13 protein-coding genes are annotated in these 15016 nt (G+C 64.2%); 4 read left to right on the forward strand and 9 right to left on the reverse strand.

Going from position 1 to position 15016, the window contains the following annotated elements; all coding sequences use genetic code 11:
• The 4 genes from JQ592_RS12645 to JQ592_RS12660 form a co-directional block, all read right to left on the reverse strand.
• Nucleotides 1-1428: a TadE/TadG family type IV pilus assembly protein gene (locus JQ592_RS12645; protein WP_211403182.1), complete on the reverse strand. Its 1428-nt coding sequence runs from the start codon at nt 1426-1428 to the stop codon at nt 1-3.
• Nucleotides 1429-1811: 383 nt separating this feature from the next.
• Nucleotides 1812-2306, reverse strand: a complete 495-nt coding sequence (locus JQ592_RS12650; RefSeq protein WP_211403183.1) for a hypothetical protein — start codon at nt 2304-2306, stop codon at nt 1812-1814.
• Nucleotides 2307-2582: 276 nt separating this feature from the next.
• A complete protein-coding gene (locus JQ592_RS12655; protein WP_211403184.1) occupies nt 2583-4142 on the reverse strand; it encodes an acyl-CoA carboxylase subunit beta in 1560 nt (519 codons plus the stop codon).
• The gene (locus tag JQ592_RS12660; RefSeq protein ID WP_211403185.1) at nt 4072-5046 is read right to left on the reverse strand and encodes an IclR family transcriptional regulator; all 975 of its coding nucleotides are present in this window, start codon (nt 5044-5046) and stop codon (nt 4072-4074) included. Before JQ592_RS12660 ends, JQ592_RS12655 begins: the two co-directional genes overlap by 71 nt.
• Nucleotides 5047-5142: 96 nt before the next feature.
• On the opposite strand from JQ592_RS12660, the gene JQ592_RS12665 reads away from it, so the two are divergent.
• From JQ592_RS12665 to glsA, 4 genes are all read left to right on the forward strand, one after another.
• Nucleotides 5143-5364: an acetyl-CoA carboxylase biotin carboxyl carrier protein subunit gene (locus JQ592_RS12665; protein WP_211403345.1), complete on the forward strand. Its 222-nt coding sequence runs from the start codon at nt 5143-5145 to the stop codon at nt 5362-5364.
• A 167-nt stretch (nt 5365-5531) separates the two neighbouring features.
• The gene (locus JQ592_RS12670; protein ID WP_211403186.1) at nt 5532-6698 is read left to right on the forward strand and encodes a TAXI family TRAP transporter solute-binding subunit; all 1167 of its coding nucleotides are present in this window, start codon (nt 5532-5534) and stop codon (nt 6696-6698) included.
• Between the two features lie 37 nt (nt 6699-6735).
• On the forward strand, nt 6736-8811 hold the full coding sequence (locus JQ592_RS12675; RefSeq protein WP_211403187.1) for a TRAP transporter permease: 2076 nt from the start codon (nt 6736-6738) through the stop codon (nt 8809-8811).
• Between the two features lie 21 nt (nt 8812-8832).
• On the forward strand, nt 8833-10680 hold the full coding sequence (gene glsA, locus JQ592_RS12680) for a glutaminase A (protein ID WP_211403188.1): 1848 nt from the start codon (nt 8833-8835) through the stop codon (nt 10678-10680).
• 5 nt (nt 10681-10685) lie between these two features.
• On the opposite strand, the gene JQ592_RS12685 is transcribed toward glsA, so the two are convergent.
• The 5 genes from JQ592_RS12685 to JQ592_RS12705 form a co-directional block, all read right to left on the reverse strand.
• Entirely contained in the window at nt 10686-10988 is a 303-nt protein-coding gene (locus JQ592_RS12685; protein ID WP_211403189.1) for a nucleoside triphosphate pyrophosphohydrolase family protein, read from the reverse strand.
• 26 nt (nt 10989-11014) lie between these two features.
• Nucleotides 11015-11542 carry a carboxymuconolactone decarboxylase family protein gene (locus tag JQ592_RS12690; RefSeq protein ID WP_211403190.1) on the reverse strand — a complete coding sequence of 176 codons (528 nt, stop codon included), beginning with the start codon at nt 11540-11542 and terminating at the stop codon, nt 11015-11017.
• 595 nt (nt 11543-12137) lie between these two features.
• Nucleotides 12138-12497 (reverse strand): Zn-ribbon domain-containing OB-fold protein, encoded by a 360-nt coding sequence (locus JQ592_RS12695; protein ID WP_211403191.1) that lies wholly within the window; start codon nt 12495-12497, stop codon nt 12138-12140.
• Complete coding sequence (locus JQ592_RS12700; protein ID WP_211403192.1) at nt 12494-13630, reverse strand: thiolase family protein; 1137 nt, start codon at nt 13628-13630, stop codon at nt 12494-12496. The genes JQ592_RS12695 and JQ592_RS12700 overlap by 4 nt, the downstream gene beginning before the upstream one ends.
• A 127-nt stretch (nt 13631-13757) precedes the next feature.
• Complete coding sequence (locus JQ592_RS12705; protein WP_211403193.1) at nt 13758-14957, reverse strand: CaiB/BaiF CoA transferase family protein; 1200 nt, start codon at nt 14955-14957, stop codon at nt 13758-13760.
• Nucleotides 14958-15016 lie beyond the last annotated feature (59 nt).

Below are 15016 nucleotides of genomic sequence, written 5' to 3' on the forward strand. Positions count from 1 at the left end.
CTACTGTACGAGGCTGGCTGTGCTGGACGCGACCTTGATGAACAGGTTGGTCAGCGCCGCGGAAATGTCGCCACCTGTCTGCACGCTCGCATACAGCCCGGGCGATGCGCACGATTGCAGCCGCGTCGCGATCGTGCCGGTCGACGAGGACGGATTGTTGAACTGCGCGATGCGGGTGTTGTACCAGTTTTCGGTCGGCAGTGGCAGATACTCGGTGTAGAGCACCGCGATGCGAATGCCGCGGTTCTTGATCGTCGTGCAGATCGCGGTGTCGAGCGGCTGCTGGCATCGCAAAGTCGTCGAGTTGGCTGCCGGAAGCGCATAGGTGGCATTGGGGTCGCAGGTGCCTCCCGACTTCGGGATCAGCTTGTCCTCGACGCCGTCGGTGACGAGGAAGACCACCTCCTGCGGCGTATCGCCCGCCTGGTTGGTGCCGGTGCCCGGCGCAGGCATCACGTTGTTGACGCCCGTGAGGCCGGCCGAGATATCCGTACCGTAGTCGGTGGTGTAGATGCAGTTGCCGCTACCGTTGAGAACGGGGCAGTTCTGGTGGTCGACCGTCAGGAGCTGAATATTGGGGATCTTCGTGCCGGCGGCAGTCGGCGTGGTCAGCGTCTGGATCGTGTTCAGGCCGTAGTCGAAGGTGTAGATGGCGGCATTGTAGGTCGTGTTGTTGATCGCCGACATGCACTGCATCACGCCGCCCGAAACGCCCGACTGCGGGCACGTCCAGGGTCCGACCATCAGTTGCGTAACGGCGTTCGTCACGAGATCGATGCGCAGCTTGACGTTGTTCGCGCGCGCGACGGTGAGATTGTCCTTGTTCGTCGAGCTGGGATTTGCGTTGTTGGGATGCGCCTCATGGCAGGCGAACGCGCAATTTTTCGCGTAGGTAGGCTGGTTCTTCGTGGCCGCGATCATGTTGTTGATGTCGGTCTGGGTCGCGGCGATCGCCATCGACGGCGAGTCGTCCAGCAACAGGTAGAAGTTCATGTTGGGGGCGCTGGACGCCTTCGCCGTCGCGGTGCCGCCGATCTGCCAGGTCTGCTGGCCGAGAACGCCGGGGAAATTGTTCAGGGACTGCGCGGTGTAGGAAACCGTGATGGTCCGCGCCAGGCCGGAATCGACGATACTGATCGTCGGCGTCGGGACCGACGCCAAACCCGAGAGGTTGGCCTTGGCGGCGAACACGGCTTCCGCGGTCGCCCTGACCACGGAAGTGTCGGTCTGCGTCAGCATCGCCGGCCTGACGGCAGCGATTGCGGCGGCGTCGGCGGCCGCGTTCAATTGCTCGCGCTTGCGCAAGGCCAGCGTGTAATCCAGCGTCATGCCCAGCAGAAAGATGATCGGAACCATCATCAAGGCGAAGATGATGGCCACGTTAGCCTTTCGGTCTCTCGCGAAACGAAGCATTGCGCGGCGGAGCATTGCCCTTAACCCTGATTGCCGTGGTTGCGGCAGCGACACGTCCCAAAACGGGTGTGATCAGAGCGGATTGAAGGGGTATTCCACCTCATCACGGCGGGAACTATGGGGATGGGCTTCTTAATCAACGCTTACGGGCAACCCATAAACATGGACTGCAACAAATTGAGACGTGTCTTATTGAGAAGGCATCATTAACGCCAATTAAACGGGTTCCCGGAGATTGCAGCGATGGGATGCAGGGACGCGTAATACGGGCGGCCCCCGGTCGCCGGGCGGCTCCGAGGCGCGCATCAAGGCCATGGCGGTATGGGGCCCCGGACAGCCTTGCCCCAATTGATTGCGCGCCGAAACGCGAGGCGCCTCCGCGCAGGCGGAGTTCGAGGTCACTTTGCTTCCTTGTTCAATTCGATTGCGACCTCCGACATCCAGGAGCCCGGAGCTTCCATCAGGAAGGACTGACGCGTGGCCTTGGTCTGGATCGTCACCAGCGCGGCCACCGTGTTTCCTTCAATCCGGGCCTCGATCAGGCCATCCTTGTTCGTGCCGTAGACCTTGCCGCCCTGGCGGTATTCGCTCTCGAACCAGTTTCCCGAAAGCTCGGTCCCGCTCTGCTCGATGTTGGCGGACAGGACCATCTTGTACGCATCGCTCGCGCAGCGCAGCTCCAGCGTCAGCGACCGTCCGGGCCGCGTGACGTTGTACGCCACCTTGCAGCGAACCTTTTCACGCGGGCCGTCCGACGGCTTCATCGTGCCGGTGCCCGACCATGCGCCGGCCAGGCTGTCGAACACCGGCTCTGCCCGCAACGGGCTCGCGCCGACGAGCACAAGGCAAATCACGCCGACACCCACGCGCGTCGCCCAGAACTTCAATGACATCTGCAAATCCTGATCCGTAAAATCCGCGCGCGTCCTAAGCGTGAACAGCCGCGAGATGTTGGCGAAGATGTTTACAAATGTTGCGGAGATTGCCTGAACGTTGCCGCGCTGGGGATTAAGCTCGGCTTTACGAACCCGTCATTGCGAGCGCTGTGAAGCAATCCAGAATCTTTCCGCGGAGACTCTGGATTGCTTCGCGGAGCCTGTCAGCGGGCCGCGCTTCGCGCGGACCCGGTGGCTCGCAATGACGGTGGTGTTCGCCGCGACAGCCGGGCCTTACGGCCTGATCGAAAAATTCTCCGGCGGGCCGGGCTTGCGCAGCGGCTCGGCGAGACGCGCGAACTCGCACAGCAGCGACCGCGTCTTCCGGGGGTCGATGATCTCCTCGACCCAGAATTTCTCGGCCGAGCGGAACGGCGAGCGCAGCTTGTTGAGGCGCTCCTCGATCTCCTTCAGTTTCGCAGCCTTATCCTCGGCCGCGTCGATATCGGCGCGGTAGGCGGCCTCAATGCCCCCCTCGAGCGGCAGCGAACCCCAATAGGCTGACGGCCAGGCGTAGCGGATCGAGAAGCGGTCGGCCGGCTGATGCACGACGCCGGCGACGCCGAAGGCGTTGCGCAGGATCACGGTGCACCAGGGCACCGTGGTCTGGTTGACCGCGGCCATGGCGCGGACGCCGTGGCGGATGGTGGCGGCCTTCTCGGCATCGAGGCCGATCATGAAGCCGGGGCAGTCCATGAGATAGACCACCGGCAGGTGAAAGGTCTCGGCGAAGTCGACCCAGCGCACCACCTTCTGGCAGGCATCGGCCGTCCAGGAGCCGCCATAGTGGAAGCTGTCGCTGGCGAGCAGCAGCACCGCCCGGCCTTCGAGGCGCGCCAGACCGACAATGATCGGCTTGCCGAAGTTCTTGGCGACCTCGAAGAACGAGCCCTTGTCCACGACCGACTCGATGATCGGCCGCATCTTGTAGACCTGCTTGCGGTTGCGCGGCACCGCGTTCATCAGCGCTTCGTCGCTTCGCTCGGGACTGTCCGCGCAGGGCAAGGTCGGCGGCAACTCGTAGACCGACGACGGCAGGTAAGAGAGGAAACGGCGCGCACAGGCGAACGCCTCCTCCTCCGTGTCGACGGCATGATCGACCGCACCGGCGCGGGTCTGGATCTCGGCGCCGCCGAGCTCCTCCTTCGAGAGGTCCTGCCCCAGCGCCTTCACCACCGGCGGGCCCGCGACGAACATCGCAGACTTCCGCGTCATGATCGAATAATGGCTGGCGGCAAGCCGTGCAGCACCGAGGCCTGCGACCGAGCCGAGGCCGAGCGCAACCACGGGCACGCGCGACAGATTTTCCGTCGTGAAGCGGTACCAGCGCGTGCCGCCGATGCCTCCAGGCAGATTGGCCGCGCCCTTGGTCTCGATCGTTTTCACCGAACCGCCGCCGCCCGAGCCTTCGACGATGCGGACGATGGGCAGGCGGAAGTCGTGCGCCATCTCCTCCGCCATCAGGGGCTTTGCCGAGATCGACGCATCCGCCGAGCCGCCGCGCACGGTGAAATCGTCGCCGACCACGACCACGGTGCGGCCGTCGACGCGCGCGCGGCCGAACACGCAGTTCGCCGGCGTCAGTTTCTTCAGATCGCCGCTGTGATCGTACTCACCGATGCCGGAGACGGCACCGATCTCGTGGAAGCTGCCCTTGTCGATCAGCTTGTCGATACGCTCCCGAACAGTCAGCCGGCCCTGGTCATGCTGTCGCTTGACCTTGTCAACGCCGCCCATCTCCCGCGCGAAGGCTTCGCGCCGGGCGAGCTCGTCGAGTTCCGGCTTCCAGTTCATTCACTCCCTCCGAATTGATCGGCTTGTTATTGTTATGCACGGCCATTGCGACCGGTTTGCGCGAGATGCGGTTGTTGAAGACGTCGCCTTCCGCGCCCTCCATCAGGCTGCCGAGCGAACGGCCGAGCGCGAGCATGAGCGGAGCGACCTCGTCATGCAGACGCTGCTCGTCATACATCGCGGACAGAAGACCAATCGTGATGACGACGAAGGTCTGATACTGCGGCGACCAGATCGGCACCGCGAGGCCGTTGATGTGCGGACTCCAGAGGCCGCAGGCCACGACATAGCCGCGCTCGCGCAGCGACTGCCGGTTGGCCTCGATGCGAGGCTTCAGGATCTTCGCAGCCTCCGGCGCTTCGCGCTCCATCTCCGCGATGAAGGCATCGCCGACTTCCGGCGCCAGCGCCGCGGTGTAGGCCGCGCCTGCTGCGGTCGAAGCCATCGAGATGCGGCTGCCGGTGCCCTCGTGCAGGCCGAGCGCAGAGGGCGAGCGCGCGAACTGGAGATAGACGAGATGGAAGCGATCGGGCACGACGAAGCCGACCGTGCCCGGCAACTGCTCGGCGACTTCCTGGAGCCGCTGGCGGATCATGCTGCGCAGCTGCGCGCCCTTCATCATCGAGGCGCTCATCGCCACCGCGCTCGGGCCGATGCGATATTTCTGGTCGCGCGGCAGATACACCAGCTGGCCCATGCGCGTCAGCGTGTGCGTGAGCCGCGACACCGTCGAGCGCGGCAGGCCGCAGCGATTTGAAATCTCGAGATTGCCGAGCCTTGCCTCGTGGCCCTCGAAGCATCGCAACACGTCGAACGCGCGCGACACCACCTGGATGACATCACCCTCACCGGCTTCGCCAGCGAGTGCACCTTGCCTACTCAACCGCTCCGAACGTCGTCCCATGATCCCTACCGCTATGTTTCGCTCTGCGGAATTAAATTCCACTTGCAGACGAAGCTACCTCAGGCATTTTGCGACGACAACAAAAAGGCGATTGGCATGCCAGAAATAAAGATCGTCACTGAAATCGCGGGGCGCATCTGCGCAACTCCCGTGCAAGTTGGAGGAACCGTCGCGGATGGTGATGACGTTGTGGTCGTCGAAGCCATGAAGATGGAGATCCCGGTGCTCTCGCCCGCGAGCGGCACGATCACATCGCTTCTGGTGAAGCTCGACGATGTCGTTGCCGAGGGACAGGCGATCGCGATCGTCGCGAACTGACTGCGTTATCCCAGGTTTCCGCGACATTCTGTCAGTCGTATTCCTGCATGCGCGGTACGGCGTTGCCATCGTCTGATGCGGATGACATGATCTGATTCAAACAAAACCTTGTTTCAAACAAAGAAAGAAAATCCTCGCGGCAAAGCGAGGATCATTGGAGGGAAAACATGCTTCGTGGGCTGCTCATGCTCGTGCCTGCCTTGGTGGCGGGCATTTCTTTTGCGTCTACACGCTATGCATTCGCCGAAGATATCAAGCTGCCGGCGACATTGACGTTCACCGCCTATGACACCGGCACAGCCGGTTTCAACATCGCGGTCGGCGTCGGCAAGATGATGAAGGACAAATACAGCACCGACGTGCGCGTGCTCCCCGCCGGCAACGACGTCGCCCGTCTTGCGCCGCTGCGCGCCAAGCGCGCGGCCTCCGCCGCGATGGGATCGGGCACCTATTTCGCGCAGGAGGGCGTGTTCGAGTTCGGCTCGAAGGAATGGGGGCCGCAGCCGCTCCAGATCCTGCTCTCGACCGTCGACTGCAATTGCGGCTCGCTCGCCGTTGCGGCGGACACCGGTGTCAAGGAGCTGAAGGACCTCAAGGGCAAGCGCGTCGGCTTCGTGGTCGGCTCGCCCGCGCTGAACCAGAATTCGCTCGCGGTGCTTGCCTTCGCCGGGCTGACGCAGAAGGACGTCAAGGCCGTCGAGTTCGCAAGCTACGGCGCGATGTGGAAAGGCCTGATCAACAACGATGTCGATGCCGCGTTCGGCACCACCATCACCGGCCCCGCCAAGGAAGCCGAGACCTCGCCGCGCGGCCTGATCTGGCCGCCGCTGCCGGCCAAGGACAAGGAGGGCTGGGCGCGGATGCAGAAGGTCGGCTCGTTCTTCTTCCCGCAGTTAGCTACCTGCGGCGCCGGCATCTCGCCGGAGAAGCCGGTCGAGCTCGGCAACTACCCCTACCCGATCTTCGTCGCCTATGCCTCGCAACCGGCCGACCAGGTCTACGCCATCACTAAGGCGATGATCGTCAATTACGACGCCTACAAGGACTCCGCGCCCGGCGCCGGCGGGCTTGCCGCAGACCGCCAGACCAAGAACTGGGTGGTGCCGGTGCATCCCGGCGCGGTGAAAGCGCTGAAAGAAGCCGGGCAATGGAGCGACACTCAGGAGGCGCACAACAACAAGCTGATCAAGCGCCAGGAGGTGCTCGGCGCAGCCTGGACCGATTACGGCAAGTCCAATCCGCCGTCGGACGACAAGGCGTTCCTCGACGGCTGGATGAAGGCGCGCGCCGCAGCGCTGGCGAAGGCCGACATGCCGAACGAGTTCGAGGATTAGTCCACCAGCTGTTACCAGCCCACGCGCGGGGTCGATGATGTCTTCTGCTTCCACCTCCACCGGCCCGAAGGACGAGGCCAAGCGGATCGTGTTCGACGATCCACACGGCGCGGCCGGCAACATGCAGGAGGCGGAGGTGACGCGCGTGCGCGCACTTCGCGGCGCCTGGCGCTGGACGCTGATCGTTGCAACCGCGGCGACGATCCTGCTCTGCATCAACCAGCAATTCTCGCTGCGCTTCTTCATCGGCTACACCCAGCTCAACACGGAATATTTCTATCTCCTGATCGCCTTGATGCTGCCGTTCACGTTCCTGATCTTTCCGGGCACCGAACGCGCGCCGCTCGACCGCATTCCCTGGTATGACCTCGTCTTCTTCGTCGTGACCTTCGCAGCCGCGCTGCTGCTGATGTCGAACGTGCGCAAGGCGGCGGAGGCCGGCTGGGAATTCGGCGGCGCGCCCAACACCGTGATTGCCGCAGGCCTCGTGATGTGGGTGATGCTGATGGAGGCGCTGCGCCGCACCGGCGGCTGGAGCCTGCTGCTGAGCGTCTTGCCCTTCACCGTCTATCCGTTGTTCGCAGAAGCCAGCTGGCTTGGGCCGTTCCGCGGCACGCAATCGACGATCGAACAGGCGACGGCCTATCATGTGCTCTCGGGCGAAAGCCTGCTCGGCATTCCCATCCAGGCCTTCGCCGACACCGTGATCGGCTTCCTGGTGTTTGGCACCGCGCTGATGATGACGGGCGCCGGAAAATTCTTCATCAACCTCGCCTTCGCGCTGTGCGGCACCTTCCGCGGCGGCGCGGCAAAAGTCTGCATCTTTGCCAGCGGCCTGCTCGGCATGATGTCGGGCTCGATCATCTCCAACGTGCTCACCGCCGGCACCATGACCATCCCGGTCATGAAGAAGAGCGGTTTTCGCGCCTCCTATGCTGGCGCCATCGAGGCCTGCGCCTCGACCGGCGCAGTGCTGGCGCCGCCGGTGATGGGCGCGACCGCCTTCGTCATCGCGCAGTTCCTCAATGTCAGCTATGCCGACGTCGCGGTTGCCGCGATCATTCCGGCCGCGCTCTATTATGTCGGCCTGTTCATGCAAGTCGACGCCTATGCCGCGCGCCACAAGCTGAAGGGGATTCCGCGCGCCGAACTGCCGCGGATCATGGATACGATCAAGGACGGCTGGTACTACGTCTTCGTCATCGCGCTCCTGATCGTGATGCTGCTCTACTTCAAGCGCGAGAGCCACGCGCCGTTCTACGCCACCGCGCTGCTGCTGGTGCTCAACCAGTTCTTCTCCAAGGACACGCGCTGGACGCTGGCGACAATCGGCAAGTTCCTCGAGGTCAACGGGCGCACCTTCGTCGAGCTGGTCGGCATCCTCGCCGGCTGCGGCCTGCTGATCGGCGCATTCTCGATGACCGGCGTGGTCTCGAGCCTTGCCAACGACCTGCTGCACATTGCCGGCGACAATGCGTTCCTGCTGCTCGGCATGTGCGCGCTCACCAGCCTGATCCTCGGCCTCGGGCTGACGACGACGGCCTGCTACATCTTCCTCGCCATCCTGGTTGCGCCCGCGCTGGAGAAGCTCGGGCTCAACCGTATGGCCGTGCACATGTTCATCTTCTACTGGGGCATGCTGTCGTCGATCACCCCGCCGGTCGCGATCGCCTCCTTCGCGGCCGCAGGCATCGCCGGCTCGCCGGCGATGAAGACGGGCTGGGAATCGATGTGGGTCGGCAGCATCATCTATTTCATCCCATTCTTCTTCGTGCTCAATCCGGCGCTGGTGCTGCAGGGCTCGAGCCCGTACCTCGCCGGCCTCGGCCTGATGGCGCTCGCCGCATTCGGCACGCTGTTCATCTGCGGCGGCATCCAGGGCTATCAGCCCTTCGTCGGCGACTTACGCGGCACAGGCGCATTGGAATGGCCGATCCGCGTGCTGCTGGTCATCGGCGGCTTCGTGGTGGCCACCCCCGGCGGCGGCATCATGCCGCTGTCGCAAATGCAGGTCACGCTGCTCGGGCTCGCCATCCTCGCGCCTACCGTCTTGATCGCCCTGCTGCTGGTGCGGCGGCAGTCGCCCTTGCCGAACGGGTTGCGCGTGCCCTGATTGCGTTGCACAAGAGAGGCGATGAAACCGCTCTCGCCTCTCGCCACCGCCTGGACCCGTTCGAAGCCGCCCTTGCTGCGGTTCCTGGACAATTGCCTCAGCGAATTCTCGGCCGAAACGTCAGGCCATGTGGCCGACTACATTCCCGAACTCGGCAAGGCCGACCCTGCCTATTTCGGCATCAGCCTGGCGACGCTGGACGGCCATGTCTATGAGGTCGGCGACAGCCGCGTGCCCTTCACCATCCAGTCGATGTCAAAGCCGTTCGTGTTCGCGCTGGCGCTGGACCTGCTCGGCGCTGGCAAGGTCGAGAGCGCAATCGGCGTCGAACCCTCCGGCGATCCCTTCAACTCGATCCGGCTCAATTCCGACAACCATCCGTTCAACCCGATGGTCAATGCCGGCGCGATCGCCTGCACCGGGCTGATCTACGACAGCAAGGGCGCAGTCGCCTTCGAGCAGATCCGGCTGGCGCTCAGCCGCTTCGCAGGCCGCGACCTCGCCGTGGATGAAGCGGTCTACAACTCGGAGAGCCAGACCGGCGACCGCAACCGCGCCATCGGCTATCTGCTCAAGACCAACGCGGTGATCTCGGACAACGTCGCCGCCGTGCTCGAGGTCTATTTCAGGCAATGCGCGGTGCTGGTCAACGCGCGCGACATCGCGGTGATGGCGGCAACGCTCGCCAATCGCGGCGTCAATCCGGTGACCGGCGAGCAGGTGATGACGCCGTACGCGATCTCGCGCACGCTGTCGGTGATGACGTCGTCGGGCATGTACGACTATGCCGGCGAATGGATCTACCGGATCGGCATCCCCGCCAAGAGCGGCGTCGGCGGCGGCATTCTGGCCGCGCTCCCGGCACGCCTCGGGCTCGGCAGCTATTCGCCAAAACTCGACAAGCACGGCAACAGCGTGCGCGGCATCAAGGTCTGCGAGGCGCTGTCCTCGCATTACGACCTGCACATGCTCAACCGCAGCGACGACGCGCGCAACGCGGTTATTGCTGACTACGACATCGGCAAGAGCCCGTCCCGCCGCGTGCGCCGCCCGCAGGAGCGCGAGATCCTCGCCGCGCATGAGCAGGAGGTACGGATCATCGAGCTGGTCGGCACGCTATCGCTGTCGGCGGTCGACTACGTCTCGCGCCGGCTTGCGGGGCGGCCGCGGCCGCAATTCGTGATCTTCGATCTCCATCGCGTGACATCCACGACGCGCGCCGGTGCGCGGCTCGTCGCCGAAGCATTCGAGGAATTGGCCGCGCTCAATGTCACGGTGGTTCTGTCGGGCGTCAGGCGTGCGTCCAAGGAATGGAACAGCTTGCGCGAATGGACCGCGGAGCTGAAGAACGTGCGCGACTTCTACCTGCTCGACACCGCGATCGAATGGGCCGAAGACCAGATCGTCTACCGCTATGGCGGCTCGATCGACTTTCATGAGACCACCGAGCTCGCCGAACAGCCGCTGCTGGCAGGGCTGAACGAGCAAGAGCTGGCCGATCTCGCCTCGCTCTGCACCATCAGGACCTACCAGTCCGGCGCGAAAATCCTCACCACCGGCGATCCCGCCGACGCCCTGTTCTTCCTGCGCAGCGGCGCCGTGCATGTCACGCTGCCCGACGGCGTCAGGCTGGCAACACTCACCGCCGGCATGGCATTCGGCGAGATGGCGCTGCTGGAGCAGACCCGCTCGGCCGACGTGTTCGCCGACATGGCGGCGACGGCGTTCGAAGCGCCGCTGAAGGAGTTCGAGCGCTTCCGCCAGCAGCACCCGCGCGCCAGCGAGTGCATCATGCGCAACCTCGCCCGGCTGCTGGCCGACCGCCTGATCGTCGCCAATGCGAAGGTGGATATCTTGACGTCGACGTGAGCGGCCTAGCGGCTCGCCGCCTCGCTGATCCGCCGCTTGATCTTGGCCGCGCTGGCCTTCAGCAATTCGGACGGCTGTTGACCGGTCGCGGCGCACAGGCAGGCCCAGTAGTAGATGACATCGCCGAGCTCTTCGACGAGACCCGCCTTGTCGAGCCAGTCGTCGCGCAGCAGCTTCTTGATGTGCTCGGCGACCTCGCCGGATTCACCGGCGAGGCCGAGCCCGAGATAGGACAGGCGCTCGTTTGAAGGATGCTCATCAACTTTCGCGATGGTGGCGGCCCAGGCCGCGTATTCGTCGATCGTCATGAGCATCCCTCTCCGCGGATTTCGGATCAGCCCACCACTTCGGTGACGGGCTGGAGATCGATCTCGAACGTCTCCAAGAACTTTGACGTCATGATGTAGAAGCCGACCGAGAGCTGGAGCTCGACCAACGCGGCCGGCGTGAGCTTCGACGCGATCGCCTTGAAGGTCGCATCGGTCGGCTTGTTCAATTTCACGATCTCGTCGGTGAAGGCGAGCGCTGCCCGCTGCACCTCGTTGAAACAGGTCGCGGCCTGCCAGTTCTCGAGCGCCTCGTTCTGCTCGTCGGTGACGCCGACATTCTTGCCGATGCGCTTGTGCGCGACGATCTCATACGGAGCCTGGCACAGGATACCGGTGCGCGTGATCGCAAGCTCGCGCACGACCGGATCGAGCTCGCCCTTGTGCCTGATCGCGCCGCCAAGACGGCAGTACTGCTCAAAGTAGCTCGGCGAGTGCGCCATCATCCGGAAGATGTTGGCGTGGCGGTTCTTGTCGAGGATTTCGCGGGTGCGGTCGGATGCCTTGGACGGGTCGCTGTACTGAATGCGGGCCATGATTTTCCTGAAGTTTTCCCTGATCTTTTGATGCTTCTTGTCGCCATCGGCGAGGGTTCCCTGAAACTGTAATTGCGAGTTGACGCAGGAGCAACATCATCGAGTCAAATTGCCGCCGCATTGCTGAACGACCCTGACACAGTCGATATTCGCCGCGTGGGGACAAATCACGGCGGATACTCGCAAGGGGTGTTCCGAGTAAAAACAATTGGCCGTCGTGCGCGCTCGCCGCGCAACGATGAGTCACGCCCAAGTCTAGGGAGAAAACGGCATGAAGGAAGCCACCAAGGGGGCGGCCTCGGGAGCGCTCGCGCATATGCTGGCGGTGACGGCGATGCTCGTCATCGCCAGCATCCTGTTCTACGGGCGTTGAGTTAAGCGTTCTGAGTGTTTTCGTCATTCCGGGGGGGCTCTCGCACAAGCCAGACCCAGAATTCCCGTTCCAGGTTCGGTCCCATGACCGCCCCCGAATGACGGATCCTACTGTTCGTCGTGTAGCCCGGATGAAGCGAAGCGCAATCCGGGAAAGTCTGTCCGTCAGGCGAAAACCCCGGATTTCGCTGCGCTCCATCCGGGCTACAGCGTACCAATTCCACTATTTCTCTTTGGCGAAGAACGGCACGAGCTTTCCGGCGAACGGCTTGAAGCTCGCGACGACCGAATCGCCGATGGCGAGCCCGTTGTCACCATGCGCCATCATGCGAAAGCCCTCGGCGCAATCGACCAGCAGAATGTTGTAGGGCACGTGGGCGCGCGTCTCGGGCGTGGCGGCGCGGCAGACCAGCGAGGTCGCGTAGACCCTGCCCTTGCCGCTGGCGCACTGCTCGCGGAGATCGGATGCCCCGCAGGCCGCGCAGAAAGCGCGGTGGAAATACTGCACATGACCGCATGAGGTGCAGGCCTGGTAGGTGATCGTCTGCGCGCCCTTGGTCCAGTCCGCGATTCGTTCGCTCATCGCACCCGCTCCAGAAACATGCTGACATGGGACGACAGCACGCCGCCGTCGCCGTGCAGCAGCGCGATCGAAGCGTCGCGCACCTGGCGGCTAGCCGCCCGCCCCGTCATCTGCCAATGCGCCTCGACCAGATGCGCCATGGCGCCGCCGACACCGCAATGACCGTAGCTGAGCAGGCCGCCATGGGTGTTCAGTGGTATCGCGCCATCGCGGCCAAAATGGCCTGCACGGACGCGGGCCGCCGCCTCGCCGCGGCCGGCAAGGCCGAGGTCTTCCAGCAGCATGGCCAGCGTGATCGTAAAACTGTCGTAGATCGCGGCATAGCGCACGTCTGAGATCGCAATGCCCGTGGCCTCCCTGGCGCGCGCGATAGAGATCTCGGCGCCGAGCTCGCTGAGGGCGGGCGCGGCGGTGACATGCTGATGGGTGTGGGCCTGTGCGCAGCCGCGGATGCGCACGCCCGTCTCCCCGGTCCGCTCGCGGCTGATGACGAAGGCCGCGCCGCCATCGGACACCGGGCAGCAGTCGAGCAGCTTCAGCGGCATTGCGACCGGCTTCGAGGCCATGACGTCGGCGACGGTGATGGGATCGTGGAATTGCGCGCCCGGATGGGTGCAGGCGTGGCGGCGCATCAGCACCGCGAATTCGGCAAGGTCCTCTTCGGTCACGCCGTATTCGTGCATGTACCTGTTGGCAACGAGGCCGTAATAGGCCGGGATGGTCGGCCCCAGCGGCACCTCGTAGTCGGGATGGCCGACCTGCGCCAGCGCCTGGATCGAGGCATCGCGGCTCTGCCCGGTGAGGCGGTTCTCGCCGGCAACGACCAGCACGTTGCGCGCGACACCTGATACGACGAGATGATGCGCGAGCATGGTCATCGCCAGCCCCGTGGCGCCGCCGACCTGCACGGCATGGGCGTAGGACGGGCGAATGCCAAAATGCTCGGCGAACACGGTAGCGAGCATGATGTGCGGCGAGACGGTGGAGTAGCCACAGAGGATGCCGTCGATCTCGGATCGCTTCAGCCCGGCATCGTCGAGCGCAGCTTGCGCGGCCCTGCTCATCAGGTCGAGCGAGGACGAGCCCTCGTGCTTGCCGAAAGGCGTGAGGCCGACGCCGGTGATGAAGCTCATCGCCTCTCCTCCTCGTCATTCCGGGGCGGTCCGAAGGACCGAACCCGGAATCTCGAGATTCCGGGTTCGATGCTTACGCATCGCCCCGGAATGACGGATGAGAGAGCTGCGGTCATCGCCATTCCCCCTACTCCGGCGCCGAACGCGTGACGCCATCGCGAACCATGGCCGCGATCTCGTCGGCGGAATATCCGATCTCGCGAAGAATCTCCGCGCCGTGCTCGTTGAGCCGCGGCGCCAGGCGCACCGGCTCGGCCTCGGTCTCGGACCAGGTCGCTGTCACCTTCATGCTACGGATCGGGCCTTCGGTCGGATGCGTCACGACCGGGAAGAAGCCGGTCGCCTCCAGATGCTCGTCGTGCAGGATCGAAGCGAGATCGTGCATCGGCATGACCGGCACGTCCGCTTTCGTCAGCAGCTCGATCCATTCTGCTGTCGTGCGTGTCTCGAAGATGCGCGCGAGCTCGGCATAGACGAGATCGATGTTGGCGGCGCGGCCGGCGAAGGTTGCGAATTTGGGATCGGCACGCAGATCATCGCGCCCCGTCGCCTTGAAGAAATTCTCCCACTGCTTGTCGTTATAGACGATGACGCTGAGATAGCCGTCCGACGTCTTATACGGTCGGCGGTCGCGCGAGAGGTGGCGGGCATAGCCGCCCTTGTCGAGCGGCGGCTCATAGGTGAGGCCGCCCATGTGGTCGCCCATGACGAAGCCGGCCATGGTCTCGAACATCGGGATATCTACGCGCTGGCCGCGCCCGGTGCGGTCGCGGTGCACGAGGCTGGCGCAGATCGCGCCGACGGCGGTCAGGCCGACGATGCGGTCGACCAGCGCGTTCGGCACGTAGCGCGGCACGCCGTCGCCGGTCTGCGCCATCAATGCGGGGAGCGCCGTCGCACCCTGGATCAGATCGTCGTAGGCCGGCTTTGCGGCATAGGGTCCGTCCTGGCCGAAGCCGAACACGCCGGCATAGACGAGGCGCGGATTGATCTCGGAGACGACATCGTAGCCGAGCTGCAGCCGCGCCATCGCCTGCGGACGGACGTTGTAGACCAGCACGTCGGCGTCCTTCAAAAGGCGCAGCACGGCTTCGCGGCCGGCCGGCTTCTTCAGGTCGAGGCAGATCGAGCGCTTGCTGCGGTTGGTGTTGAGGAACACCGGGCCCATGCCGGCATGGCGCATCGGGCCGATCAGGCGGGTGACGTCGCCGTCGAGCGATTCCACCTTGATGATTTCAGCACCGTAGTCGCCGAGCATCTGGGTCGCATAGGGCCCCATCAGCACGGTGGTCATATCAATGACCTTGATGCCCTTCAGCGGCCCCATCGTTCGCTCCCGATTGCGCGGGCTCTGGAAGCGGCCCAGCGATTTCGGTCCAGCTAAAG

This window comes from Bradyrhizobium iriomotense, from assembly GCF_018129405.1.
GTDB classification, from domain to species: Bacteria; Pseudomonadota; Alphaproteobacteria; order Rhizobiales; family Xanthobacteraceae; genus Bradyrhizobium; species Bradyrhizobium iriomotense_B.

What these genes read in the sequence shown, in the direction of transcription:
- JQ592_RS12645 (WP_211403182.1), bottom strand. Translation starts at nt 1,428, where the DNA reads ATGCTCCGCCGCGCAATGCTTCGTTTCGCGAGAGACCGAAAGGCTAAC.
- JQ592_RS12650 (WP_211403183.1), bottom strand. Translation starts at nt 2,306, where the DNA reads ATGTCATTGAAGTTCTGGGCGACGCGCGTGGGTGTCGGCGTGATTTGC.
- JQ592_RS12655 (WP_211403184.1), bottom strand. Translation starts at nt 4,142, where the DNA reads ATGAACTGGAAGCCGGAACTCGACGAGCTCGCCCGGCGCGAAGCCTTC.
- JQ592_RS12660 (WP_211403185.1), bottom strand. Translation starts at nt 5,046, where the DNA reads ATGGGACGACGTTCGGAGCGGTTGAGTAGGCAAGGTGCACTCGCTGGC.
- JQ592_RS12665 (WP_211403345.1), top strand. Translation starts at nt 5,143, where the DNA reads ATGCCAGAAATAAAGATCGTCACTGAAATCGCGGGGCGCATCTGCGCA.
- JQ592_RS12670 (WP_211403186.1), top strand. Translation starts at nt 5,532, where the DNA reads ATGCTTCGTGGGCTGCTCATGCTCGTGCCTGCCTTGGTGGCGGGCATT.
- JQ592_RS12675 (WP_211403187.1), top strand. Translation starts at nt 6,736, where the DNA reads ATGTCTTCTGCTTCCACCTCCACCGGCCCGAAGGACGAGGCCAAGCGG.
- glsA (WP_211403188.1), top strand. Translation starts at nt 8,833, where the DNA reads ATGAAACCGCTCTCGCCTCTCGCCACCGCCTGGACCCGTTCGAAGCCG.
- JQ592_RS12685 (WP_211403189.1), bottom strand. Translation starts at nt 10,988, where the DNA reads ATGACGATCGACGAATACGCGGCCTGGGCCGCCACCATCGCGAAAGTT.
- JQ592_RS12690 (WP_211403190.1), bottom strand. Translation starts at nt 11,542, where the DNA reads ATGGCCCGCATTCAGTACAGCGACCCGTCCAAGGCATCCGACCGCACC.
- JQ592_RS12695 (WP_211403191.1), bottom strand. Translation starts at nt 12,497, where the DNA reads ATGAGCGAACGAATCGCGGACTGGACCAAGGGCGCGCAGACGATCACC.
- JQ592_RS12700 (WP_211403192.1), bottom strand. Translation starts at nt 13,630, where the DNA reads ATGAGCTTCATCACCGGCGTCGGCCTCACGCCTTTCGGCAAGCACGAG.
- JQ592_RS12705 (WP_211403193.1), bottom strand. Translation starts at nt 14,957, where the DNA reads ATGGGGCCGCTGAAGGGCATCAAGGTCATTGATATGACCACCGTGCTG.